We start from the raw sequence: 25,780 nt of genomic DNA on the forward strand, positions 1-25,780 counted from the left end.
ATCAGAAAATAATTTAAAAAAATTATATTTTAATTACTTAATTAATATTAAGTTTATTAAACGATTGTGGGTTGTAAGGTTAAGTAAATAAGCGTATATGACGGATGCCTTGGCAGTCAGAGGCGATGAAGGACGTGTTAATCTGCGAAAAGCATCGATAAGTTGATTTAAAACATTATTAGTCGGTGATATCCGAATGGGGTAACCTAATATATATAATTATATATTATCGTTATTTGAATACATAGAATAACGAAGTAAACCAGGAGAACTGAAACATCTAAGTATCCTGAGGAAAAGAAATCAATAGAGATTTCCTTAGTAGTGGCGAGCGAAAAGGAAAAAGCCCAGAGATATATGTAATTATTATATTAATAGAAATAACTGGAAAGTTATACAATATAGGGTGATAGTCCCGTATATTAAAATATAGTGATTATAATCTCAATGAGTAAAACGAGACACGTGAAATCTTGTTTGAATATAGGGGGATCATCCTCTAAGGCTAAATACTACTGACTGACCGATAGTGAACTAGTACCGTGAGGGAAAGGTGAAAAGAACCCCGGTTAGGGGAGTGAAATAGAACCTGAAATCATATACGTACAAGCAGTAGGAGCATTTTGAAAAAAATGTGACTGCGTACCTTTTGTATAATGGGTCAGCGAGTTATATTTTGTAGCAAGGTTAACTGTATAAGGAAGCCGTAGGGAAACCGAGTCTTAAAAGGGCGTTTTAGTTGCAAGATATAGACCCGAAACCCGGTGATCTAACCATGAGCAGGTTGAAGGTTTGGTAATGCTTACTGGAGGACCGAACCGACTAATGTTGAAAAATTAGCGGATGACTTGTGGTTAGGGGTGAAAGGCCAATCAAACCGGGAGATAGCTGGTTCTCCCCGAAAGCTATTTAGGTAGCGCCTCGTGTAATTCATATTCGGGGGTAGAGCTCTGTTTCGGTTAGGGAATCTTCCAGATTTACCAATCCGATGCAAACTTCAAATACCGAATAATGTTATCACGGGAGACACACAGCGGGTGCTAACGTCCGTTGTGGAGAGGGAAACAACCCAGATCGCTAGCTAAGGTCCCTAAGTTATAATTAAGTGGGAAACGAAGTGGGAAGGCAGAAACAGCCAGGATGTTGGCTTAGAAGCAGCCATCATTTAAAGAAAGCGTAATAGCTCACTGGTCTAGTCATCCTGCGCGGAAGATGTAACGGGGCTAAATTATACACCGAAGCTGCGACAATAAAGAATTTATTTATTGGGTAGGGGAGCGTTCTGTAAATTGTTGAAGATAAATTGTAAAGTTTGTTGGAAAGATCAGAAGTGCGAATGCTGACATGAGTAACGATAAAATAGGTGAAAAACCTATTCGCCGAAAGACTAAGGGTTCCTATCCAACGGTAATCGAGGTAGGGTAAGTCGACACCTAAGATGAGGCTGAAAAGCGTAATCGATGGACAACAGGTTAATATTCCTGTACTCATTATTATTGCGAAGGGGGGACGAAGAAGGTTAAATTAGCCAAGTGATGGTAGTCTTGGTTTAAGCGTGTAGATGTATTATTTAGGAAAATCCGAATAATTATAAACATTGAGGCGTAATGACGAGGTACTTTATTGTATTGAAGTAATTGATACCCTGCTTACAAGAAAATCCTCTAAGCTCTAGATAATATTGAATCGTACTCTAAACCGACACAGGTGGTCAGGTAGAGAATACTAAGGCGCTTGAGAGAACTCAGGTGAAGGAACTAGGCAAAATAGTGCCGTAACTTCGGGAGAAGGCACGCTGATGGTAGGTCGAGAAATTTACTTTTGAAGCTGAAATCAGTCTAAGATAATAGCTGACTGCAACTGTTTATTAAAAACACAGCACTGTGCAAACACGCAAGTGGACGTATACGGTGTGACGCCTGCCCGGTGCCGGAAGGTTAATTGATAGAGTTATTATTTTAATAAGAAGCTCTTGATCGAAGCCCCGGTAAACGGCGGCCGTAACTATAACGGTCCTAAGGTAGCGAAATTCCTTGTCGGGTAAGTTCCGACCTGCACGAATGGCGTAATGATGGTCAGACTGTCTCCACCTGAGACTCAGTGAAATTGAAATTGCTGTGAAGATGCAGTATACCCGCGGCAAGACGGAAAGACCCCGTGAACCTTTACTATAGCTTGATATTGAATGATATTCATTAATGTGTAGGATAGGTGGGAGACAATGAAATATTGACGCTAGTTAATATTGAGTCAACCTTGAAATACCACCCTTTGATGTTTATTATTCTAACCTTGGCCCGTTATCCGGGTCAGAGACAGTGTCTGGTGGGTAGTTTGACTGGGGCGGTCTCCTCCTAAAGAGTAACGGAGGAGTACTAAGGTCAGCTAATCACGGTTGGAAATCGTGAGGTTAGTACAAAGGCAAAAGCTGGCTTAACTGTGAGAATGACAATTCAAACAGATGCGAAAGCAGGTCTTAGTGATCCGGTGGTCCTGTATGATAAGGCCATCGCTCAACGGATAAAAGGTACTCCGGGGATAACAGGCTAATACCGCCCAAGAGTTCATATCGACGGCGGTGTTTGGCACCTCGATGTCGGCTCATCACATCCTGGGGCTGCAGTAGGTCCCAAGGGTATGGCTGTTCGCCATTTAAAGTGGTACGCGAGCTGGGTTTAGAACGTCGTGAGACAGTTCGGTCCCTATCTGCCGTGGGCGTTGGAAGATTGAAAGAATTTGCTCCTAGTACGAGAGGACCGGAGTGAACGTATCTCTGGTGTTCGGGTTGTTATGCCAATAGCATTGCCCGGTAGCTAAATACGGAAAAGATAAGCGCTGAAAGCATATAAGCGCGAAACTTATCTTAAGATTAATCTTCCCAGAATTTTTGTTAATTATTTACAAAAATTCCTTAAGGGACGTTAAAGACTATGACGTTGATAGGCTGGATGTGTAAGCATAGTAATATGTTGAGCTAACCAGTACTAATAAACACCCGTGAGTCTTAACCTTACAACACCAGAATCGTTTAGATTTAATTATTAATTATTTATAACTTAACAAAATATTCCTGGTATAAATAACGCAATGGTACCACCTGAACCCATTCCGAACTCAGAAGTGAAACGTTGTAGTGCCAATGGTAGTGTGAGGTTTACCTCATGTAAGAGTAGGTAAATACCAGGAATTAATATATAAAAAAATGATTTTTTGTAAATATGCATTAAAAAAAATAAATACTTTTAACGTTAATGTTAATGCTAGAAAAATTGTAAAAGTTAAAAATTTACCACAACTTTGTAAGTTATGGAAAGAATATAAAAAAAAAAAACAGCCTTGTCTAGTTCTAGGAGAGGGTAGTAATGTTTTATTTTTAAAAGATTTTTATGGTCTGGTAATTATTAATAGAATAAAGGGTATTTATATAAGTGAATCTAAAAAATATTGGCATTTACATATAAATTCTGGAGAAAATTGGCATAAATTAGTAAAATTTACAATAAAACGTAAAATTTATGGTTTAGAAAATTTAGCATTAATACCTGGGTATGTAGGTTCAGCACCTATACAAAATATTGGTGCTTATGGTTCTAGTATACAAAAATTTTGTACATATGTAGATATAATTAATCCTATTAATAAAAGTATTAAAAGAATTAATAAAGAAAAATGTAATTTTAAATATAGATATAGTATTTTTCAACATAATTATAAAAATTATATAATAATTTCTGTAGGTTTATTGTTACCCAAAAAATGGGTTCCAAATTTAAATTACTTTAATTTTAAAAAATCAGAAAATAATATTTATAATACTCCCCAAAAAATTTTTGATTATATTTGTAGTATTAGAAAAAAAAAAATTCCTTATCACAAAATTTGTGGTAACGCAGGAAGTTTTTTCAAAAATCCAATAATTTCTATTAAATTAGGAAAAAAATTATTAAAAATATTTTCTAATATGCCTTATTCTTTGGAAAATAATTTTTTTAAATTATCAGCGGGATGGTTAATATATAAATGTAAATTTAAAGGATATATCAAGGATGGTGTAATGGTTTATTCTAAACAATGTTTAATTCTTTTAAATAAATTTAACAACGCATCAGGCATGGATATACTTAATTTAGCTATTAAAATTTATCATTCAGTTGGAAATAAATTTGGAATCTGGTTAGAACCAGAAGTAAAAATTATAGATCATTATGGTAAAATTAATCCTTATATATTGTTTAAAAAAAATTAAAAACTAAAATAATGTTTTTATTAAATAAAATTCTAAATTAATAATCTTTTAAAAATCATTTTTAATGCTAAAATATAGCCATATGTTCCTAATCCTAAAATTATACCGTTAGAAATATCGGAAAAAAAGGATTTATTTCTAAAAGCTTCTCTTTTATATATATTTGTGATATGTACTTCTATAAAAGGAATATTAATTCCTAATAAAGTATCACGTAAAGCAATACTAGTATGAGTAAAAGCTCCAGGATTGAAAATAATATAATTAATTATATCTTTATATCTTATTAAATAATTAATTAATTTATGTTCTGCGTTAGACTGAAAATGACTTAATTTAAAATTTTTTTTTTTTGCTTTTTTATATAAAATATTAATAATATCTTCTAAAGATTCGTTACCATATTTTTCAGGTTCTCTAATACCTAAAAGATTTAAGTTAGGCCCATTTAATACTAAAACATGATATTTGTTTTTTACTTGTTTATACATTATTATCTCTTAAATTAATTAAATACATTTAAAATTAATATATAATAAATTTATTTTAAATCTATAAAAAAATACAATTTTAAAAAAATATTATTTATTTGTAATAAATAATATATTTATTATAAATATAATGTTATTATTTAATAATAAAATAATACAATAAATTACATTTAATTAAAATAATTATAAAAATATAAAATTAGGTTTTTCTTATCATGTTAAAAAAATTTCGGGGAATGTTTTCTAATGATTTATCTATAGATTTAGGAACAGCAAATACTTTAATTTATGTGAAAGGACAAGGAATTGTTTTAAATGAACCCTCTGTAGTAGCAATTAGACAAGATAAAGCAGGTTTTCCAAAAAGTGTAGCAGCTGTAGGATATAACGCAAAAAAAATGTTAGGAAGAACGCCAGGAAATATTTCTGCAATTCGACCCATGAAAGATGGCGTTATAGCTGATTTTTTTATAACTGAAAAAATGTTACAACATTTTATTAAACAAGTACATAGTAATAGTTTTATGAGACCTAGCCCTAGAGTTTTAGTATGTGTTCCTGTAGGTGCTACTCAAGTTGAAAGAAGAGCAATACGTGAATCAACACAAGGTGCGGGAGCTAGAGAAGTTTTTTTAATAGAAGAACCAATGGCGGCGGCCATCGGAGCTGGTTTACCTGTTTCAGAAGCAACAGGTTCAATGGTTATAGATATAGGAGGAGGGACTACTGAAGTTGCCGTGATATCACTTAATGGTGTGGTATATTCTTCTTCTGTAAGAATAGGTGGAGATAGATTTGATGAAGCAATTATTAATCATGTTAGACGTAATTATGGATCTTTAATTGGAGAAGCTACAGCTGAAAAAATTAAACATAGAATTGGGGCAGCTTATAATAATGAAGAAGAATTATTAGAAATGGAAGTAAGAGGAAGAAATTTAGCTGAAGGAGTTCCAAGAGGTTTTACATTAAATTCAAATGAAATTTTAGAAGCTCTTCAAGAGCCCTTAATGGGTATAGTTAGTGCTGTCATGATTGCATTAGAACAATGTCCTCCAGAACTAGCTTCAGATATAGCAGAAAGAGGTATGATTTTAACTGGTGGAGGAGCATTATTAAAAAATTTCGATAAATTATTAATAGAAGAAACAGGGATACCAGTTACTATTGCAGAAGATCCATTAACTTGTGTAGCAAGAGGTGGAGGAAAAGCTTTAGATATGATTGATATACATGGAGGAGATTTATTTAGTGAAGAATAAAATTCTAATTTTAAGATGATATGTTTATGAAATTCATTTTTAATAAAAAACCTATTTTCAAATCAAGAATAATTATTACTATTATTCTTTCTATTGTAATTATCATTACAGATATATACTCAAATTATTTTATAAAATTTAGATATTATATTAATAATAAAATTAGTCCAATTTATTTTATTTTAAATAAACCATTTTCTATATATAGAAATACATTAGATTATTTTATAAAAAATGATATTTTACAAAAAAAAAATAAAGATTTAAATAATAAAATATTACAACAACAAATTAAACTATATAATTTACAAAAAATTAAATATGATAACGATAACTTAAGAAATATTTTACAATTACCTATTTTAAAAGAAAAAAAAAATATTTTAGCAGAAATAATACCTGTTTATTTTCCTATAAATAAAGATATAATATTTATTAACAAGGGATTAAAAAATAACATAAAACCAGGTACAATAGTTCTTAATAATCAAGGTATTGTGGGACAAGTAATATCAAGTAAAAATAGAAGTAGTCAAGTTTTATTAATTTGTAATAAAAATTTTTTTTTACCAGTACAAATAAAAAATAGTGATATTAAATTCATAATTAGTGGTAATGGGTGTACAAAAAATTTAAAATCTGAATTTATATCTACAGATATTAATCTTCATAAAGGAGACATGTTAGTTACATCTGGATTAGATGAACAATATCCTATTGGTTATCCAGTAGGTACAATCACTAATATATTTTTTGACAAAAAAAAGAATTTTAACACAGTATACGTGAAACCATTTTTACAAATAGAAAAAATAAAATATTTAGTACTATTAATAAATTTAGAATAAAATATGAAAAATTATTTTTTGAAATTATTTATTTATATAACTTTTATAATATCATTATTTTTACAAATTTTATTTATTAAAAATAATAATGTTATACTACATACATCATGGTTAATATTAATTTTAATTTATTGGATTATAACACATCCTTACCTTATTAATGTAAATACAAGTTTTTTTATAGGTTTAGTGATAGATTTTTTTACAAATTATATATTAGGAGTACATAGTTTATTATTATGTGTATTAACATATTTTATATCATACAATTATAAATTTATTATAAATTTACATATAATAAATAAGTTGTTGTTTATAATATATGTTACATTTATTATAAATAGTATTATTTATTGTATAAATAATGTTAATTATAATTATTTACAATTACTTTTACAAAGTATTTTAAATAGTTTTATTTGGTTAATTATATATTTTTATATAGAAAGAATCTATGATAAATATCAAAAATACTTTTTTAAGAAAATTTAGTATAAAAATTATTCTTATAAACAAATATTATTTTTTGGTAAACCAGCAATATTAGAAGCCTGTTTTATAGTTCCATTAGGAAATAATTGAAAAAGTATAATACTGTCCCAATAAACATCTTTATATTTTTTTTTAAGTGTATAAATTAATATACGTAGATTAGGATGTATATTATATTTTTTATATAAAAAACGTAATGTATAAATTACTTTCCAATGATTAGCTGTTAAAATAATATTTTCTAAAGAAGAAATTTTTATTGCTAATTTTTCATTCCATAAATTTTTTTTATGTATTTGCATATTTATATAACTAATTTAAATTTTAATATTTTTAAATAATGAAAAGATTTTTAATAGGAGGAAGAGAGATTCGAACTCTCGAATAGTTTCCTATTTCCGGTTTTCAAGACCGGTGCCTTCAACCTCTCGGCCATTCCTCCTTTTTTATATTTATAAAACTATATATTACAGCTTGTATATTAATACATTTTATCAAATAATTAAAGTAAATATTGTAAATAATGAATTATTCAAAATATGAAAAATCAAGATTTGAAATCTGGTAATTTATATATTATTGCTACTCCTATAGGTAATTATAATGATATAAGTAAAAGAGCTTTAATTATTTTAAATAAAGTAGATTATATTTTAGCTGAAGATACTAGAAAAACTGGAATATTATTAAAATATTTTAAAATAAAAAAAAAATTATATTCTTATTATGAATATAATGAAAAAAAGAATTCAACTTTTTTTTTAAAAAAAATTAAAAAGGGGCATAATATTGCCTTAGTTTCAGATTCAGGTACACCATTAATCAGTGATCCTGGCTATAGAATTATTAAATTATGTCGTCAAAAAGACATTAATATTATCCCTATTCCAGGACCATGTGCTGCTATTTTAGCATTAATTATTTCAGGATTACCAACAAATAGATTTTGTTATGAAGGATTTTTATCACATAAAAAAAATAAAAGAATTCAAAGATTAAATGAATTAAAATTAGAAAATAGAACATTAATTATTTATGAATCAACACATAGATTATTAAAATGTTTACATGATATAAAAAAAATTTTTGGAAAAGAAAGATATATAGTACTTATTAAAGAATTAACAAAAAAATGGGAAAATATATATGGTAATAATGTATCTAATTTAATTAAATGGATTAAATTAGATTTAAATAGATTAAAAGGAGAATTAGTATTAGTTATTAGTGGATATAATAACTCTGAATTAAATAACTATAAAATATCTCCTAAAATAATTAAAACATTTTTACTGTTAAAAAAAGAACTATCAACAAAAAAAGCAATACAAATAACTTCTGATATTTTTTCTATAAAAAAGAATTTATTATATAAATTTTATATCAAAAAAAAATATTAATTATTATTATTATAATATATAATATATATTTCTAAAGTTAATTAAAACAGTCGCTTTTATGAAGTAATAAAAGAGGAAAGTCCGGACTCCATAGGGTATTGGTGCCAGATAATTACTGGGAAGTTTAAACTTACGAATAGTGCAACAGAAAAAATACCGCCATCTTTTCAAAGATGGTAAGGGTGAAAAGGTATGGTAAAAGCATACCGGTATATTAGTAATAATATATGTCTATGTAAACTCCACCAGGAGCAAGGCTAAATAAGATTCGTATTTACCCGTACTATGAATCTGGGTAAGCTGCTTGAAATAATAAGTGATTATTATTCTAGATAAATGACTGTTCTAGACAGAATCCGGCTTAACAATTAACTTTATTATAAAAATTAAGCATAATTTTTTTATAAAAAATTATGCTTTTCATAAGCATATAAAATATTTTGCATTAACATAGCTACAGTTACAGGTCCTACACCTCCAGGCACAGGTGTAATATATGAAGCTTTTTTTTTAGCTAATTGAAAATCTACATCACCAACTATTTTATTTTTGCTAATTCTGTTAATTCCAACATCTATAATAATAGCCCCAGGCTTAATCCAATCTCCTGGTATAAAATTAGGTTTTCCAACAGCTACAATTAATAAATCAGCATATTTTATATGATGTTTTAAATTTTTTGTAAAACGGTGAGTAATAGTAATAGTACATTTATTTAATAATAATTCCATAGCCATTGGCCGTCCAACTATATTAGAAGCACCAACAATTACTGCATTTAAACCACATATATTAATATGATAATATTTTAATATTTCTAGTATTCCAAAAGAAGTACAAGGTCGTAATAAAGGTACTCTTTGACATAAACGTCCTATATTATAGGGATGGAATCCATCTACATCTTTTAATGGATGTATTTTTTCTAAAATTTTAATTTTATTAATTTTTTTAGGTAAAGGTAACTGAATTAAAATACCATCAAAAATTCTTTTTTTATTTAAAAAATTAATAATATTAATGATGTTTTTTTCATTAATATTTTTAGATAAATTATATTTATAACAAAAAAAACCTAATTTTTTACAAATTTTTAATTTATTCTTAACATAAATTTCTGAAGCTGGATTATTACCTACTAAAATAATTCCTAAACCTGGTTTTCTTTTTTTATTTGATGAAATAATTTTCATTTTTTGATTAATTTTATTATATATTTTATTAGCAATAATATTCCCATTAATAATTTTAGTATTCATTCTAGATACTCACTTTAAAATAATAAATAAAATTTATTTAATTAATTTGAATCTATATTGTAATAGTGATATCATTACTTACACATAGTATATTTTGCGCCCTTAGCTCAGTAGGATAGAGCAATAGCCTTCTAAGCTATTTGTCACAGGTTCGAATCCTGTAGGGCGCAAAAATATTAGAATATATAAAATTTATAATTAAACACATGTAAAATTATTTATAAATATTTAAAAAACTTATAATATTAATTAATTTTATAAATTAATTTGTAATATACTATGTATATAGAAACATTCTAAACTAATATTTAATTTTTCACTTGTCCTTATTTTTAATAAAAAACAAATCTAATAAAATATTTTTTTATATCTGAAAATTTAAAATTTATAATTATTAAAATATTAGGTATTTATTTTTATAAGAAAAAAATTTAAAATTCTAAAATTTTTATAAATAATAACATTTATTGGGTCGTGCAGGATTTGAACCTGCGACCAATTGATTAAAAGTCAACTGCTCTACCAACTGAGCTAACGACCCAAAATATTATATTTATAAATTACTTATAAATTCTATGGGTGATGACGGACTCGAACCGCCGACTCCCTCCTTGTAAGGGAGGTACTCTACCAACTGAGCTAATCACCCAAAATATAACTCTTATATGCTATATTTTTTAATACTATAATGTCAATGTTTTTTATTAAAAATGTTTAAAATAAAAATAAAATCATTTATATTATATATTAAATTATTAATCTACATAAAAAAAATTTTAAAATTATGAAAATAATTACTAGATTTGCACCTAGTCCAACTGGTTACTTACATATAGGAAATATTCGTACCGCTTTATATTCATGGTTATTTGCAAGAAAAAATAAAGGTAAATTTATATTACGAATTGAAAATACTGATTTTAAAAGATCAAAAAAAATTTTTATTAACAATATTATTGAAACTTTACAATGGCTAAATATTGATTGGGATGAAGGACCTTATTTACAAAGTAAAAGAATAAATAGATATAATAATATTATTAATCAAATGTTAAATAATAATAAAGCTTATAAGTGTTTTTGTTCTAAAAAAAAATTAGAAAAAAACAAAAAAAAACAAATAATGAATGGTGAAAAAATTAAATATAATGGTAATTGTCGGAATATTACATCATTAAATGATAAAAAATTACCTTATACAATAAGATTACGTATTCCTAAAAATAAATGTATTACATTTACAGATACAATTAGAGGTGAAATAAAATTTAATAATGCCGAATTAGATGATTTTATAATTCAAAGATCAGATGGTATTCCTACTTATAATTTTTGTGTCGTAATAGATGATTGGGATATGAAAATTACTAATATAATTAGAGGAGAAGAACATATAAATAATACCCCTAAACAAATACATATTATTAATGCTATTGGAGCAAATATCCCTGTATATACACATGTTTCAATAATTACAGATAAATTAGGGAAAAAAATTTCTAAAAGAGATAATAATTTTAATATTTTAAAATATAAAGAAAATGGTTATTTATCAATTACTTTATTAAATTATATTTTACGTTTAGGATGGTCTTATGGAAATAAAGAAATTTTTTCACAGGAAGAAATGAAAAAATTATTTAATTTAAAAAATTTAAATAAATCATCTAGTATTTTTGATATAAACAAATTAAATTGGCTAAATAAATATTATTTAAATAAATTATCAAAAGAAGATATGATTCTTTTTTTAAAAGATATTAGTATTACAAAAAATATTAATATAAATAATGGACCAAAATTAAAAGATTTATATAAAATATTTTATAAAAGATGTAATTCAATAAATGAAATAAATAATCTATTTTGTATTTTTTATAAGAATCCAGATTATAAAAATAATATTTTAATTAAAAATTATTTAAATATAAAAACTAAAATAATTTTAGAAATATTGGAAAAAAAATTAATTAATATTAACATATGGTCTTCAGAAAATATAAGTAATGTTTTAAAAAAAACAATATTTATATTTAATATATCTTTTAAAAAAATAGCAATGATTTTACGTATAGCTATTACTGGATTAGAAAACAGTCCTCCTATTAATGATATAATTTATTTAATGGGTAAAAAAAAAATTATATACCATATTAAAAATGCAATAAATTTTATTAAATTAAATACATAACAAAATATAGTATAATATCTTATACGTATACAATAATTAATTTTTTATATTATTTATATTAATTTCTTAATCTAGGCTTTATCAATTGTTTTTTTATTGCATCTGCTAATTCATCTAATAATGAATTACTTAGATGTTCATTTTCTAATGGTTCTCCAGATAATTGTGCTTCAGCTAAATATGTATGTATTGGTTGTCCATTATCATCTTCCATTATTACGTGATACCATGGTTTACTACGTAATGTTATACTTTCTGCCACTTCATCAATTTTAGGATCACTTAAAGAATATTCAGGATCAACATCAACTATAACTCCTAAAAAACCTAATAATTTATGTCTTACTTGTTGACCAATACCAAATTTACTGGTAATCATTATTAAGATCCTTTCTAAGAAATATTACAGTTTTCTATGATTAATTATATAATAAACTTCTTTGAAGTTAAATATTAATTTATACTAAAATAAAAAAAATAATATAATTTGATATCTTATATATATAAAAGATAGTCTATAATTTTTATAAAATATAAAATTTTTTGCACAGAGTGATTATATGATAAGACCAATCTATGCTATTATCAATACTAATGCAGTAAAAAATAATTTTAAAATAATTAAAAACATTGCATATAAATCTAAAATTTGGACTGTATTAAAAGCAGATGCTTATGGACATGGTATTAAAAATATTTTTCCCATTATTAAAAATGATACTGATGGTTTTGCTGTTTTAACATTAGATGAAGCTATAATTTTAAGAGAAAATGGTTATAATAAACCTATTTTGTTATTAGAAGGTTTTTTTAATAAAGAAGAATTATATTTAATTTATAAATATTTTTTAACTATTACTTTACATAGTAAATGGCAATTAAATAATTTAATTAAATATAAAGCAAAATATCCAATTAATATATATATTAAAATTAACAGTGGAATGAATAGATTAGGATTTTCAGTAAAAAATATTATGCAAATTATTAATATTATTAAAAATAAAATAAATATTTGTAAAATTACTTTAATGACACATTTTTCTGACGCATCAAAAAATTCTAATTTTATAAAAAAACAAATAAATAATATAAAAAAAAATATTCATAATTATTATAAATTTTCATGTTCATTTGCTAATTCTGCAGCAATGTTATGGCATTCATCCAGTCATTATAATTGGATTAGAACTGGAATTATTTTATATGGGGCTTCACCAACTGGTATTTGGCAAGATATTGCTAAAAAAAATATAAAACCTGTTATGACACTAAAAAGTAAAATAATATCCATACAAAAAATATCTCAAGGAGAGACAATAGGATATAATTGTAAATATTATACAGATAAAAAACATAGAATAGGAATTATTGCATGTGGATATGCAGATGGATATCCTAAAAATATTAATAATAAAACGTATGTTTTAGTAAAAGGCATTAAAACATTAATATTAGGTAATATATCTATGGATATGATTGCAATAGATTTAACAAATATTCCAACAGCAAGAATAGGTAGTTCAGTAGAACTATGGGGAGAAAATATTAAAATAGATGACGTTGCTAAATCTTCTGGTACTATTGGTTATGAATTAATGTGTTCTGTTTCTAAAAGAGTACCTAGGATTTTAAAATAATTTTTTTATAATATTAAAAATAAAGATTTAAATAAAAAAATAAGTTTTATAATTACTTATCTAGTATTTTATGTAAATCTTTTATATGTATTCTAAAAAATAATGGTTTAAATTTATTAATTTTTCTATTAATTAAAGGACATAAAATATTTTTAAAACATAATTTATATTTTAAAAATAACTCTGTTTTCTTAGATAAAATAGGCATAATTGGTTTCATATATATCATAATTACGCGAAACATATTAATACCCATAGAACAAATAGTTTGAACTTCATTTTTTTTTAAATCATCTTTAATTAAGATCCATGGTTTATATTTATCAATATAATAATTAGCTATATCTGATAACACTATTATTTGTTTAATAACATGACTAAATTTGCATTCTATAAAATATTTATGAATAATTTCTGATTTTTTAACAAATTTTAAATAAAAAGACATATTAATATTTTTAGATAAATTATTATTAAAATAATTATTAATAAAATAAGCATTTCTTGATGCTAAATTAATAATTTTATTAACAATATCTCCATTGATTTTATAAACAAAATCAGAAAAATTAAAATCAATATCATTAATATCAGATGATAATTTAGAAGCATAATAATAACGTAAACTATCAGGATCTAATACATCTAACCATTTTTTAGCAGTAATAAAATTACCCTTAGATTTAGACATTTTATATCCATTTAATGTTACATGTCCATGAACAAATAATTTAGTAGGTTTTCTAAAATTACTTCCTTCTAACATTGCAGGCCAAAATAAACTATGAAAATAAACAATATCTTTTCCAATGAAATGATATAATTCAGTAGTAGAAGTTTTTTTCCACCATTCATAAAAATTTAATTTTTTATTATCACATAAATTTTTAAAAGTACTTATATAACCTATTGGGGCGTCTAACCATACATAAAAATATTTATTAATAGTTTTAGGTATTTTAAAACCAAAATATGGTCCATCTCTAGTAATATCCCATTTTTTTAAACCTAAAATAAACCATTCTTGTACTTTATTTTTTATTTTTTCATTTAAAACACCAGAATTAATCCAATTTTTTAAGAAATTAAAAAATTGAGGTAAATCAAAGAAAAAATGTTCAGAATTACATAATATAGGGGTTGTTTGAGATAAAATAGAAATTGGGTTCATTAAATTAATAGATGCATATGTTGTACCACAATTTTCACAGTGATCGCTATATTGATGGATAGAAAAACAATTAGGACATGTTCCTTTTACAAATCTATCAGGTAAAAAGATATTATAAACAGAATCATATAATTGCTTAATAATCTTTTTTTTAATAAATGTACCTTTTTTTAATCGATTAAAAATTAATTTAGAAAAAAAAAAATTTTCATTACTATGTGTAGTATAATAATTATCATAACTAATATGAAATTGTTTTAAGTCTATAATATGTTCATTATATATTTTATTAATCATACTTTCCGGACTTATTTTTAATTGTAAAGATTTTAACATTACAGGAGTACCGTGTGCATCATCAGCACAAATAAAATATATTTCATTACCATACATGCGATGGTATCTAACCCAAATATCTGCTTGTATATGTTCTAACATATGCCCTAAATGAATACTGCCATTAGAATAAGGTAGTGCACAAGTAACTAGCATTTTTTTTTTTAATAACATAATATTTTATTATCTTTATATAATTAAATAAAAAATTAAAAATCTAACTAATATTTTAAAATCAATTAATAGAAGAATTTCATTATAATATTATTACAAATAGGATACAATAAATACAAAGAAAATATTAAATATAAATAACAAAAAATATCTTCTTTAAGAAATTTTTTTGTAATAAGTGGTAACTTAAATTTTTTTTTATAAGGCCATAATAATGGTACACCAGATGGTGTTAATATATCTGCAACAATATGACTACAATAACCTATAATCAAACCTAATTTAACATCAAAAACACAATTTAATTTTAAATTAATAGAAAAAATTATAAAACTGAAAACTAAAACTGATAATAAACTATGTGTAAATCCCCTATGTCCAAATATTTTATTAATTAAATATGATAAAATTTTAATTTTACGTCCTAAAATAGATTGAGGATTATCAATATCAGGTAATAAACATGTAACAATAGAAACAGGAATAATACGCCACCAATCATCATGATACATAATATTAGAAAATATAAAATGTTGTATTAAAACACTACTAGCTATTGTAAATATTATATGCCCTTTAACTGTCATACTTTACCTAATATATTAAATTATTTTCGCAATAATACCATTAATATTTACTTCTTTTATAATAACCTTTATTTTATCAGTAATTTTAAAAAATAATTTATTTTTATTAAAAATAACTCCCTTTTCTTGATTGATAATAATATTATCAATGTTATTACACAAAAATTTTTTAGGAATAAAAGCATAAGCACCATTTTTAATTAATCTTATTTTTATACCATAATAAAATATATCAATTATTTCAGATATAAAAATTTTACTACGAATAGATATATTTTTAAAATATTGTAAATATAAAAAATTATTTATCTCATTTTTTACTTTTTTATGTAAATAACGTTTTTTATTCATGTTAATAAATATATCATTAATAGGTTTTGATATATTATATTTTTTATCTATAACTGATTTAATCAATCTATGATTAATCATATCTCCAAATTTACGTATAGGAGATGTCCAAGTAGCATATCTTTTTACCCCTAAAGAAAAATGAGGACCTGGTTTTATATTAAATAATGTAATTAATTGATATTTTTTTATTCTATTTAAAATAAAAGATGCATTTAATTCATATAATTTATTATATATTTGTTTATAACCTTTTAAAGTAGTTAAAAATAATTTATCATATTTAATATTATATTCATTTAATAATTCTATTATTTTATTTGTTTTACTTATATTAAAACCATAATATACATTATATATTCCAAAACCTAATTTTTTATATAATACTTCAGATGCACATATATTTGCTGTAATCATAGCTGTTTCAATTATCTTATGTGCTATTCTTTTTTTTTCTTTTATTATATCGACTATACGTCCTTTATCACCAAAAACAAATTTATAATCAGTATTATTAAAAGCTACAATATTTTGATGATTCCATTTCTGACGATATAAATAAAATTTATATAAAAAAATAATTTGTTGTTCTATTTTATTATTATCAGGTTTCCAATTACCTATTTTTTCTAACCAATTAGAAACATCATAATAATTTAATTTTGCATGTGATTTAATCCAACCTGTAAAAAAAATTATTTTTTTAGACAAAAAACCATTTTTATGAATTATCATTTTACAAATTAAAACAGGTCTTTTTTTATTAGGTTGTAAAGAACAAAAATTTTCTGATAATATTTTTGGTAATAAAGGAATTGTTAATCCTGGTAAGTAATTAGTAAACATTCTTTTTGAAGCTATTTTATCTATTTCATTATCTTTTTCAATATAAGCAGTAGGATCTGCAATAGCCACATAAACTAATAATTTATCTTCAGATAATTCTTCTATATATAATGAATCATCTATATCCTTTGTATCTTTATTATCTACTGTGATAAAACATAATTTAGTTAAATCTTTTCTATATAAATTATCATTTAGAAATTTTATTTTTTTACATAAATTATTACTAGGAGAATTAATTGAAAGATTATATTTTAATAAAATATTCCACCATGGAATTAAATATTTATTATCTTCATTTAAAAATTTTGTTATTTCAGCTATAAATATATTATTCCCCCCTTTTAAGGGATGTTGAATAATTTTAGCAATTACTTTATCTCCATTTTTAATAATATTTTCTATATTTTTTTTTATATTACATTTTATTATATTTTTATACAAAATTTTTTTTTCTGGAATTATATAAATAATATTATTTTTTTTTTTAATTATTCCTTCAAAAATATTAATATTGGATTTTAATAATTTAATTGGAATAACTTCTAATTGACCATTATCATTATTTTTTATATTAGCTAAAATATAATCTCCTTCCATAATATATTTTAAATAAATACAAGATATATAATAAATATAATTTTTATCTGTTTCTAAAATTCCTGTTTTTTTATTTAGAATTTTAACAAAACCTTTAATTGGAGGTAAATGTTTTGTAAATTTTTTTTTAAGTTTTAAAAGTAAAAAATTATTATAAAGCATAATATTAATTATTAATTCTTTTTTAAATTAAAAATTTTTTTAATGATTAAAATGGTATGTCATCTTCAAAATCAAGAAGATTTTCATTTTCATTTTTATTAATAGATGATTCATCATTATTATTTTTTTCTATATTATTAGATATATTAATTTTTTTTTTCCAACTATTTTTAATTTCTTTTGATTTTTTTTCTTTATTTAATAAATTATTATCATTTTGACGTAAATTATTTAACATTTGCATAGTACCTCCTATACTTACAATTATTTCAGTTATGTAATTATCTTGACCATTTTGATTTTGCCATTTTCTAGTTTGTAAATAACCTTCAATATATACTTGAGAACCTTTTTTTAAATACTCATTAGAAATTTCTGCTAATTTTCCAAAAATAACAATACGATGCCATTCAGTTTTTTCTTTATTTTCTCCGGTATTTTTATCTTTCCAATTATTTGAAGTAGCAACTGTAATATTTACTACAGGATTTCCATTAGGCATATAACGTATCTCAGGATTTTTACCTAAAAAACCAACAATAATTACTTTATTAATACCTCTACTAGCCACTTTTAATCCTTTTTATAATTAAATTTCATATATTTTAAAAATTATTAATTAAATGATTATTACATAAAAAATATTAAAAAAATATAAATCATATAAAAAATAAATTTCCAATAATAAAACGTAATTTTTTCATTGCATTTTTTTCTAATTGTCTTATACGTTCTGCAGATATACCATAATAATTTGCTAATTCTTGTAATGTAGTTTTTTCTTTATTTTTATTTAACCATCTTAAAGTAATAATATTACGACTACGATAATCTAATTTTAATATAGCTTTATATAATTTATTTGAAATAAATTTACTCCAATTATCTTTTTCAATTATATTTGCAAAATTAGAATTATGATCTTTAAGAAAGATATTTGAATTATCTTTTTTGTTTTTAAAATTATCTTTAATATTATTATTATTATTATTACTCATATCTTGAGCTGACATACGTGATTCCATTTCACAAACATCTTTAATAGATACTCCTAATTCTTTAGCAACCATTTTAATTTCATCTTGATTAAACCAACCTAATCTTTGTTTGGCTTTACGTAAATTAAAAAATAATTTTCTTTGTGCTTTAGTAGTAGCAACTTTTACTATTCTCCAATTACGTAAAACATATTCATGTATTTCTGCTTTAATCCAATGAATAGCAAAAGATACTAATCGCACCCCAACTTCTGGATTAAATCTACGTACAGCTTTCATTAAACCTATATTCCCTTCTTGAATAAGATCTGCTTGTTGTAGTCCATATCCTGAATAATATTTAGCTACATGTATAACAAATCTTAAATGTGATAAAATTAATTTTTTTGCAGCCTCTAAATCTCCTTTATAATATAATTTTTTTGATAATTCTTGTTCTTCATCAGAAGTTAATATTGGATAATTATTTGTAACATATATATAAGAATCTAGTGTACCAATGGGTACAACAATAGAAGATCTTAAATTAGAGGTAAATATATTTTTATACATTAATTCTTCCAAAAATAAAAAATTATTAACATATTATATAATTAATTTTAAAATGGTATTATTAAAAATTAATTAATAATTATAAAATTGCATTAATAAAATCTTTTGCATTAAATAAATGTAAATCTGTTATTTTTTCCCCACAACCAATAAATCTAATTGGGATATTAAATCTATTTGCTAAAGAAAAAATAATTCCACCTTTTGCAGTTCCATCTATTTTAGTTAAAGTAATACCGGTTACTCCAATATTATTGTGAAATGTTTTTAATTGATTAATAGAATTTTGTCCAATAGTTGCATCTAAAATTAACATAATTTCATCAACAACCATATTATTATTTTTTTTTATCACACGTACAATTTTTTTTAATTCTTCCATAAGAGAAATATTATTATGTAATCTTCCTGATGTATCAGCAATTAAAATGTCTATTTTTTTTTTTTTAGCTTGAAAAATTGCATCAAAAATAACTGCTGAACTTTCTTTTTTTTTAGAATTATATATAAAAAAACTATTACTTTTTTTACTCCAGGTAAATAATTGTTCATGTGCACCTGCTCTAAAAGTATCACCAGAAGCTAACATTACAGATTTTTTTTTTTTATAGAAGTAATATGCTAATTTTCCTATTGTAGTAGTTTTACCTACTCCATTTACACCTATTATTAATATTATAAAGGGTTTTTTTATATTTTTATTAATTACTAAAGGAATTTCTACATGGCTTAAAATATTTAACATTTCTATTTTTAAATATTTATATAATTGAGAAGAATCTTGTAGATTATTTAATGTTACATATTTTTTTATTGAATCAATAATTTTTTTTGTAGTATGTATACCTATATCAGAAATAATTAATTTTTCTTGTAACTTATCAAATAATTTTTTATCAATAGTATTTTTTTGTTTAAAAAGTTTAATAATTTTTTTACTAATATTATTACTTGTTTTAATTAATTTTTTTTTTAAATAACTAAAAAAACTTATTTTTTTTTCGTTTTTTGGAATTGTATTTTTTTTATTTATCATTTTTTTACAAAATTTTAAATTATCTAGTAATAAAATTACTTGATATAATTAAATAATTATTTAAATAATATATCAAAAATACTTTTAAAGTAATTATTATTATTAAGTTATTTTACATAAATTATGAAAAAACAAAAATCTTTAAATACTATTAATATTATAGCAGGTAAATGGAAAGGTAAAAAAATAAAAATTATAGACAATAAAATATTAAAACCCACAATGTGTTTTATTCGTGAAAATTTATTTAATTGGCTTATAAACAGTAATTTACATGTGTTTAATTGTTTAGATTGTTATGCTGGTACTGGAATTTTAAGTTTTGAAGCTTTTTCTAGAAATATCTTATTTGCTACATTAATTGAAAATAATAAAAAAATATTTCAACAATTAAAAAAAAATATTTTTTTATTAAAAATACAAAATATTTCCTTAATTTATAAAAATACTTTAATTTTTTTATCAAAAAAATCAAATAAGCAATATGATTTAATTTTTATAGATCCTCCATTTTGTGAAACAAATATTTTATTACAAAAAACCTGTTTTTTATTAGAAAAAAATAATTGGTTAAAACATAATGCTTATATTTTTATTGAATATAGAACTAAAAGTAATAAATTTTTTTTACCAAAAAATTGGTTCAAATATCGAGAAAAAAGATTTGGTATCGTTACTTATCTTTTATGTAAACGAATTTTATTTTAAAAAAACTATAATTTTTTTATTAAAAAGAAATATGGTGGTACATTATATATTTTTTTATAAATTATGTTATAATTCATAAAATAACAAAAATTTTTTATATCTATATTAACTAATAAGTCGTCAGTAATAATTAATAAAGTTTCATGTTTTTTAATCCGAAGTGTTTTTTTTCTAATCATCATAATAGTTGTTGGGCACTGTAATCCTTGTATATCTAAAATATAATTTGCATTTTTATAAAGATTATTTTTTTTTAACATTTTAATATATTATTAAGAATAAATTCATATGAATAGTTTTATTATAATAAAAAAATTTTATTTTTATAAAAATTTTTAATTAAATTTATTATTTTAAAAAATATAAAGTAGGTGAATATTATGGATTTAAATAAAAAAAAAATAGTTCTTGAAGATGCTATTATTCAAATCGAAAACCAATTTGGTAAAGGTTCTATTATGAGGTTAGGTGATAATAGAACTATGGATATAGAATCAATATCAACAGGATCTATATCCTTAGATATAGCATTAGGTATTGGTGGTTTACCAATTGGTAGAATAGTAGAAATATACGGTCCAGAATCCTCTGGTAAAACTACTTTAACATTACAAATTATAGCTGAAGCCCAAAAGTTAGGAAAAATTTGTGCTTTTATTGATGCAGAACATGCACTAGATCCTATATATGCTAAAAAATTAAATGTTGATATTAATAAATTATTATGTTCACAACCTGATACAGGAGAACAAGCATTAGAATTATGTGACTCATTAGCAAAATCAGGAGTAATCGATGTTATTATTGTAGATTCTGTAGCAGCTTTAACTCCTAAAGCTGAAATAGAAGGAGAAATAGGAGATTCTCATGTAGGACTAGCAGCAAGAATGATGAGTCAAGCTATGCGTAAATTAGCAAGTAATTTAAAACAATCAAATACACTTTTAATTTTTATTAATCAAATTCGCATGAAAATTGGTATTTTATTTGGTAATCCTGAAGTAACAACAGGAGGTAATGCATTAAAATTTTACGCTTCTGTAAGATTAGATATTCGGAAAATTGGTAATGTTAAAAAAGGAGATGAAATAATTGGTAATGAAACAAGAGTAAAAGTTGTTAAAAATAAAGTTGCAGTACCTTTTAAAAAAGCAGAATTTCAAATTATTTATGGTAAAGGTATTAATATTTATGGAGAATTATTAGATTTAGGAGTAAAAGAAAAAATAATTGAAAAATGTGGATCATGGTACAGTTTTCATAATGAAAAAATTGGACAGGGAAAAATTAATGCTATAAATTTTTTAAAAAAAAATAAAAAACAATCTATAGAAATTGAAAAAAAAATACGAGAAATTTTTTTTAAAAAAAAATAATATAATGAAGTATTTTATTTTTTATAATTAATTTATATATAATTTTAATTATAATTAAGGATAATGTATAATATGGGAAGTAGAATAGAAGAAGTACGTAAAATGTTTTTAGAATTTTTTTCTACAAAAAAACATAAAATAATAGAAGGTAGTTCTTTAATACCTTATAATGATACATCATTATTATTTACAAATGCAGGTATGAATCAGTTTAAAGAATATTTTTTAGGATATAAAAAACCTCCTTATCCAAGAATTACTACAGTTCAAAAATGTATACGAGTAGGAGGAAAACATAATGATTTAGAAAATGTTGGTTTTACAAATAGACATCATACATTTTTTGAAATGTTAGGAAATTTTAGTTTTGGAGATTATTTTAAACAAGAAGCAATTTCTTATGCATGGGAATTATTAACTGATTCTAAATGGTTTAACTTAAAAAAAGAAAAAATATATATAACAGTATATTATACAGATATAGAAACATATAATATTTGGCATAAAAATATTGGTATTTCTAAAAAAAATATCTTTTTAAGAAAAGACAAAAATAATGAAATATATAATTCTGATAATTTTTGGCAAATGTCAGATACAGGACCTTGTGGCCCTTCTACTGAAATTTTTTATGATTTAGGTTGTAATTTAAAGGGAAATATTCAAAATAACTTGTTAGGAGATCGTTTTATTGAAATATGGAATATTGTATTTATACAATTTAATAAAAATTTAAAAGGAGAATTAATCCCTTTATCAATAAAATCAGTTGACACAGGTATGGGATTAGAACGTATTAGTTCTATTTTAGAGGGAGTTAATTCAAATTATCAATTATATTTTTTTAGAAAAATAATTAAAGATATAAATAATTTTATTAAAAATCAAGATTTAAAACATAACTCACTAAAAGTTATAGCTGATCATATTAGATCTTCTGTTCATTTAATATTAGAAGGTATTGTACCTAGTAATGAAAAAAGAGGGTATGTATTAAGAAGAATTATTAGAAGAGCTATAAATCATGGTAGAATTTTAGGTAAAAAAGAAACATTTTTTTATAGATTAGTAAAAATATATATTAAATATATTAATGATAAAGAAAAAAATATTTTATATAAAAAATATGATAATATTATTAATATAATTAAAAATGAAGAAGAAAATTATAATAAAATTATAAAATCAGGAATTTTATTATTAGATAAAGAAATTAAAAAATTAAAAAAAAAATATTTATCCGGAGAGAAAATATTTTATTTATATGATACATTTGGATTATCTCCTGATTTAATAGAAAATATATGTATAAATAAAAAAATTAATATTGATAAAAAAGAATTTATAAAATACATGGATATTCAAAAAAAAAATTCAAGAAAAAAAAATTTTTTTGAAAAAAAAAATTTTTTTTATTATAAAAATAAAATTTCAAAATTTAACGGATATGAAAATTTTGTTATTTATAGTAAAATAATTGATATATACTTAAATGAGAAATTAGTAGATAAAATAATTACAGGAGATCAAGGAGAAATAATATTAGATATTACTTCTTTTTATGGAGAATCTGGAGGACAAATAGGTGATATAGGATTTTTAGAAAAAGATAAAAAAAATATATTTCAAGTTTATAATACGAAAATACAAGGAAATTTAATTATTCATATTGGTAAAATGATTTTAGGAACATTAAAAACTAATGATTATTTATATTCTAAAATAAATATATCAAATCGCATACTAATTAGTAGAAATCATTCTGCAACACATTTATTACATTCTATCTTACGTAAAAAATTTGGTAATTATGTCCAACAAAAAGGATCTTTCATTACTAATAAATACTTAAGGTTTGATTTTTCATATAATAATTCTTTAGTATTAAAAGATATTTTTGATATTGAAAAACAAGTAAATACTTATATTTTCCAAAATATACCTATAAAAACATATTTGATAGAAAAAAATAAAATACAAGATAATAATATTATTGCTTTATTTAATAATCAATACAGTGATATTGTACGAATTGTAGATATTAAAGATATTTCAAAAGAATATTGTTGTGGAACACATGTATTAAATACTCAAGAAATTGGTTTTTTTATAATTACAAAATTTTTAAATATCGCCAGTGGCATAAAACGTATACATGCTATTACTCATAATTTTGCATTAGAATATATACAAAAACAGAATAAAAATATTAAATATATTTCCAATATCTTTAAAACAGATGAAAAAAATTTAATAAAAAATATTTTATTAAACAAAAAAAAAGTTAATATATTAAAATGTAATATTAAAGAATTAGAACAATATATTATTTTAAAAGAAGAAAAATTTTTATTAAAAAATAAAATTTTATTAAATAATATTAATTTAATAATAAGTAAAATATATAATTTTCATCCAAAATTATTTAATTATATTATAAAAAAATTATTAAAAAAATTTAAAAAAGTAATAATTTTTTTATCTACAAAATGGGAAAATAAAATATTTTTTGTAATAAAAATTACAAAAGATCTTTCTAAAACAATAAATATTATGGAAATTATTAAAAAAAATTTAGATAAAAATGTTTGTAAAATAAATGGATGTGTTAATATGGCACAAGGAAATATTAATCTCAATGAAGATAAATATTATTTTTTTTTATCTAAGATAAGATTATTTATTTTGAATAAAATAAATAAATAAATTAATTTCATTTAAAATTTCAATTAAAATTAATTAGATGTATTTAAAAATAAAATTTAAAATTATTATTTTAAATAAATACGAATATAATAAATATTTTATTATATTTTATTTTTTTAAGGAGAAAAGGATGCTTATTCTTACTCGCCGAGTAGGCGAAACACTTATGATAGGTGATGAAGTTATAGTAACAGTATTAGGAATAAAAGGGAATCAAGTTCGAATAGGTGTTAATGCTCCTAGAGAAATTGCTGTTCATCGTGAAGAAATATATCAACGTATACAAGCAGAGAAAAATCAAAAAACAAATTCGTTAAAATAAACTTATTTTTTTTATAAAAAAATAAT

At 22.8% G+C, this 25,780-nt stretch carries 22 protein-coding genes, 4 tRNA genes, 2 rRNA genes and 1 other RNA gene; 15 read left to right on the forward strand and 14 right to left on the reverse strand.

The window, feature by feature from the left end; all coding sequences use genetic code 11:
- The first annotated feature begins 77 nt into the window (after positions 1 to 77).
- The 3 genes from GJU01_RS00015 (at position 78) to murB (ending at position 4,246) form a co-directional block, all read left to right on the forward strand.
- A 23S ribosomal RNA gene (locus GJU01_RS00015) occupies positions 78 to 3,012 on the forward strand.
- 57 nt (positions 3,013 to 3,069) lie between these two features.
- A 5S ribosomal RNA gene (gene rrf, locus GJU01_RS00020) occupies positions 3,070 to 3,186 on the forward strand.
- Between the two features lie 16 nt (positions 3,187 to 3,202).
- Positions 3,203 to 4,246 (forward strand): UDP-N-acetylmuramate dehydrogenase, encoded by a 1,044-nt coding sequence (gene murB, locus GJU01_RS00025; RefSeq protein ID WP_246208931.1) that lies wholly within the window; start codon positions 3,203 to 3,205, stop codon positions 4,244 to 4,246.
- A gap of 32 nt (positions 4,247 to 4,278) precedes the next feature.
- Here the strand turns inward: murB and aroQ are convergent, their stop codons facing one another.
- The gene (gene aroQ, locus GJU01_RS00030) at positions 4,279 to 4,737 is read right to left on the reverse strand and encodes a type II 3-dehydroquinate dehydratase (RefSeq protein ID WP_168867826.1); all 459 of its coding nucleotides are present in this window, start codon (positions 4,735 to 4,737) and stop codon (positions 4,279 to 4,281) included.
- A 215-nt stretch (positions 4,738 to 4,952) separates the two neighbouring features.
- On the opposite strand from aroQ, the gene GJU01_RS00035 reads away from it, so the two are divergent.
- Genes GJU01_RS00035 through mreD form a run of 3 tightly spaced genes read left to right on the forward strand, consistent with a single transcriptional unit; the run spans position 4,953 to position 7,339 of the window.
- Positions 4,953 to 5,999, forward strand: a complete 1,047-nt coding sequence (locus tag GJU01_RS00035; protein WP_168867827.1) for a rod shape-determining protein — start codon at positions 4,953 to 4,955, stop codon at positions 5,997 to 5,999.
- 26 nt (positions 6,000 to 6,025) lie between these two features.
- Complete coding sequence (gene mreC, locus GJU01_RS00040; protein WP_168867828.1) at positions 6,026 to 6,847, forward strand: rod shape-determining protein MreC; 822 nt, start codon at positions 6,026 to 6,028, stop codon at positions 6,845 to 6,847.
- Positions 6,848 to 6,850: 3 nt separating this feature from the next.
- Complete coding sequence (mreD, locus tag GJU01_RS02270) at positions 6,851 to 7,339, forward strand: rod shape-determining protein MreD (protein ID WP_168867829.1); 489 nt, start codon at positions 6,851 to 6,853, stop codon at positions 7,337 to 7,339.
- A gap of 14 nt (positions 7,340 to 7,353) precedes the next feature.
- On the opposite strand, the gene GJU01_RS00050 is transcribed toward mreD, so the two are convergent.
- Both GJU01_RS00050 and GJU01_RS00055 read right to left on the reverse strand, forming a co-directional pair.
- Positions 7,354 to 7,641, reverse strand: a complete 288-nt coding sequence (locus tag GJU01_RS00050) for a TusE/DsrC/DsvC family sulfur relay protein (protein ID WP_168867830.1) — start codon at positions 7,639 to 7,641, stop codon at positions 7,354 to 7,356.
- A gap of 55 nt (positions 7,642 to 7,696) precedes the next feature.
- Positions 7,697 to 7,781 (reverse strand) — tRNA-Ser (locus tag GJU01_RS00055).
- 97 nt (positions 7,782 to 7,878) lie between these two features.
- Between GJU01_RS00055 and rsmI the strand changes: the two genes are divergently transcribed.
- Together rsmI and rnpB are read left to right on the forward strand one after the other, a co-directional pair.
- Entirely contained in the window at positions 7,879 to 8,739 is an 861-nt protein-coding gene (gene rsmI, locus GJU01_RS00060; RefSeq protein WP_168867831.1) for a 16S rRNA (cytidine(1402)-2'-O)-methyltransferase, read from the forward strand.
- A 33-nt stretch (positions 8,740 to 8,772) separates the two neighbouring features.
- An RNA gene (rnpB, locus tag GJU01_RS00065) (RNase P RNA component class A) lies at positions 8,773 to 9,119 on the forward strand.
- A gap of 21 nt (positions 9,120 to 9,140) precedes the next feature.
- Here the strand turns inward: rnpB and folD are convergent.
- The gene (gene folD / locus GJU01_RS00070; protein WP_168867832.1) at positions 9,141 to 9,998 is read right to left on the reverse strand and encodes a bifunctional methylenetetrahydrofolate dehydrogenase/methenyltetrahydrofolate cyclohydrolase FolD; all 858 of its coding nucleotides are present in this window, start codon (positions 9,996 to 9,998) and stop codon (positions 9,141 to 9,143) included.
- A 96-nt stretch (positions 9,999 to 10,094) separates the two neighbouring features.
- Here folD and GJU01_RS00075 point away from each other — a divergent pair.
- Positions 10,095 to 10,168 (forward strand) — tRNA-Arg (locus GJU01_RS00075).
- Between the two features lie 298 nt (positions 10,169 to 10,466).
- On the opposite strand, the gene GJU01_RS00080 is transcribed toward GJU01_RS00075, so the two are convergent.
- Together GJU01_RS00080 and GJU01_RS00085 are read right to left on the reverse strand one after the other, a co-directional pair.
- Positions 10,467 to 10,539: transfer RNA gene (locus GJU01_RS00080), tRNA-Lys, on the reverse strand.
- A 35-nt stretch (positions 10,540 to 10,574) separates the two neighbouring features.
- A tRNA-Val gene (locus tag GJU01_RS00085) sits at positions 10,575 to 10,647 on the reverse strand.
- A gap of 135 nt (positions 10,648 to 10,782) precedes the next feature.
- Here GJU01_RS00085 and gltX point away from each other — a divergent pair.
- Entirely contained in the window at positions 10,783 to 12,189 is a 1,407-nt protein-coding gene (gene gltX / locus GJU01_RS00090; protein ID WP_168867833.1) for a glutamate--tRNA ligase, read from the forward strand.
- 58 nt (positions 12,190 to 12,247) lie between these two features.
- Here the strand turns inward: gltX and hspQ are convergent, their stop codons facing one another.
- Positions 12,248 to 12,568, reverse strand: coding sequence for a heat shock protein HspQ (gene hspQ, locus GJU01_RS00095; RefSeq protein WP_168867834.1), 321 nt, complete (start codon positions 12,566 to 12,568; stop codon positions 12,248 to 12,250).
- Positions 12,569 to 12,749: 181 nt separating this feature from the next.
- Between hspQ and alr the strand changes: the two genes are divergently transcribed.
- Positions 12,750 to 13,829, forward strand: a complete 1,080-nt coding sequence (gene alr / locus GJU01_RS00100; protein WP_168867835.1) for an alanine racemase — start codon at positions 12,750 to 12,752, stop codon at positions 13,827 to 13,829.
- Between the two features lie 52 nt (positions 13,830 to 13,881).
- Here alr and metG read toward each other — a convergent pair whose 3' ends face one another.
- The 6 genes from metG to ftsY all read right to left on the reverse strand — a co-directional run bounded on the left by metG (position 13,882) and on the right by ftsY (position 20,642).
- Positions 13,882 to 15,510, reverse strand: coding sequence for a methionine--tRNA ligase (gene metG, locus GJU01_RS00105; protein WP_168867836.1), 1,629 nt, complete (start codon positions 15,508 to 15,510; stop codon positions 13,882 to 13,884).
- 65 nt (positions 15,511 to 15,575) lie between these two features.
- Positions 15,576 to 16,097: a metal-dependent hydrolase gene (locus GJU01_RS00110; RefSeq protein WP_168867837.1), complete on the reverse strand. Its 522-nt coding sequence runs from the start codon at positions 16,095 to 16,097 to the stop codon at positions 15,576 to 15,578.
- Between the two features lie 15 nt (positions 16,098 to 16,112).
- Positions 16,113 to 18,056 (reverse strand): exoribonuclease II, encoded by a 1,944-nt coding sequence (locus GJU01_RS00115; protein ID WP_168867838.1) that lies wholly within the window; start codon positions 18,054 to 18,056, stop codon positions 16,113 to 16,115.
- Between the two features lie 46 nt (positions 18,057 to 18,102).
- Positions 18,103 to 18,627, reverse strand: coding sequence for a single-stranded DNA-binding protein (ssb, locus tag GJU01_RS00120; RefSeq protein WP_168867839.1), 525 nt, complete (start codon positions 18,625 to 18,627; stop codon positions 18,103 to 18,105).
- 88 nt (positions 18,628 to 18,715) lie between these two features.
- A complete protein-coding gene (gene rpoH / locus GJU01_RS00125) occupies positions 18,716 to 19,606 on the reverse strand; it encodes an RNA polymerase sigma factor RpoH (protein ID WP_168867840.1) in 891 nt (296 codons plus the stop codon).
- Between the two features lie 79 nt (positions 19,607 to 19,685).
- Complete coding sequence (gene ftsY / locus GJU01_RS00130) at positions 19,686 to 20,642, reverse strand: signal recognition particle-docking protein FtsY (protein WP_168867841.1); 957 nt, start codon at positions 20,640 to 20,642, stop codon at positions 19,686 to 19,688.
- Between the two features lie 123 nt (positions 20,643 to 20,765).
- On the opposite strand from ftsY, the gene rsmD reads away from it, so the two are divergent.
- Positions 20,766 to 21,350, forward strand: a complete 585-nt coding sequence (rsmD, locus tag GJU01_RS00135; RefSeq protein WP_168867842.1) for a 16S rRNA (guanine(966)-N(2))-methyltransferase RsmD — start codon at positions 20,766 to 20,768, stop codon at positions 21,348 to 21,350.
- Positions 21,351 to 21,355: 5 nt separating this feature from the next.
- On the opposite strand, the gene GJU01_RS00140 is transcribed toward rsmD, so the two are convergent.
- Positions 21,356 to 21,610 carry a sulfurtransferase TusA family protein gene (locus GJU01_RS00140; RefSeq protein ID WP_168867843.1) on the reverse strand — a complete coding sequence of 85 codons (255 nt, stop codon included), beginning with the start codon at positions 21,608 to 21,610 and terminating at the stop codon, positions 21,356 to 21,358.
- A 120-nt stretch (positions 21,611 to 21,730) separates the two neighbouring features.
- On the opposite strand from GJU01_RS00140, the gene recA reads away from it, so the two are divergent.
- The 3 genes from recA (at position 21,731) to csrA (ending at position 25,754) form a co-directional block, all read left to right on the forward strand.
- On the forward strand, positions 21,731 to 22,726 hold the full coding sequence (recA, locus tag GJU01_RS00145; protein ID WP_168867844.1) for a recombinase RecA: 996 nt from the start codon (positions 21,731 to 21,733) through the stop codon (positions 22,724 to 22,726).
- 63 nt (positions 22,727 to 22,789) lie between these two features.
- On the forward strand, positions 22,790 to 25,432 hold the full coding sequence (gene alaS / locus GJU01_RS00150; protein ID WP_168867845.1) for an alanine--tRNA ligase: 2,643 nt from the start codon (positions 22,790 to 22,792) through the stop codon (positions 25,430 to 25,432).
- A gap of 130 nt (positions 25,433 to 25,562) precedes the next feature.
- The gene (gene csrA / locus GJU01_RS00155) at positions 25,563 to 25,754 is read left to right on the forward strand and encodes a carbon storage regulator CsrA (RefSeq protein WP_168867846.1); all 192 of its coding nucleotides are present in this window, start codon (positions 25,563 to 25,565) and stop codon (positions 25,752 to 25,754) included.
- Positions 25,755 to 25,780: the final 26 nt, after the last annotated feature.

It is taken from the genome of Enterobacteriaceae endosymbiont of Donacia vulgaris (assembly GCF_012568445.1).
Lineage (GTDB): Bacteria > Pseudomonadota > Gammaproteobacteria > Enterobacterales > Enterobacteriaceae.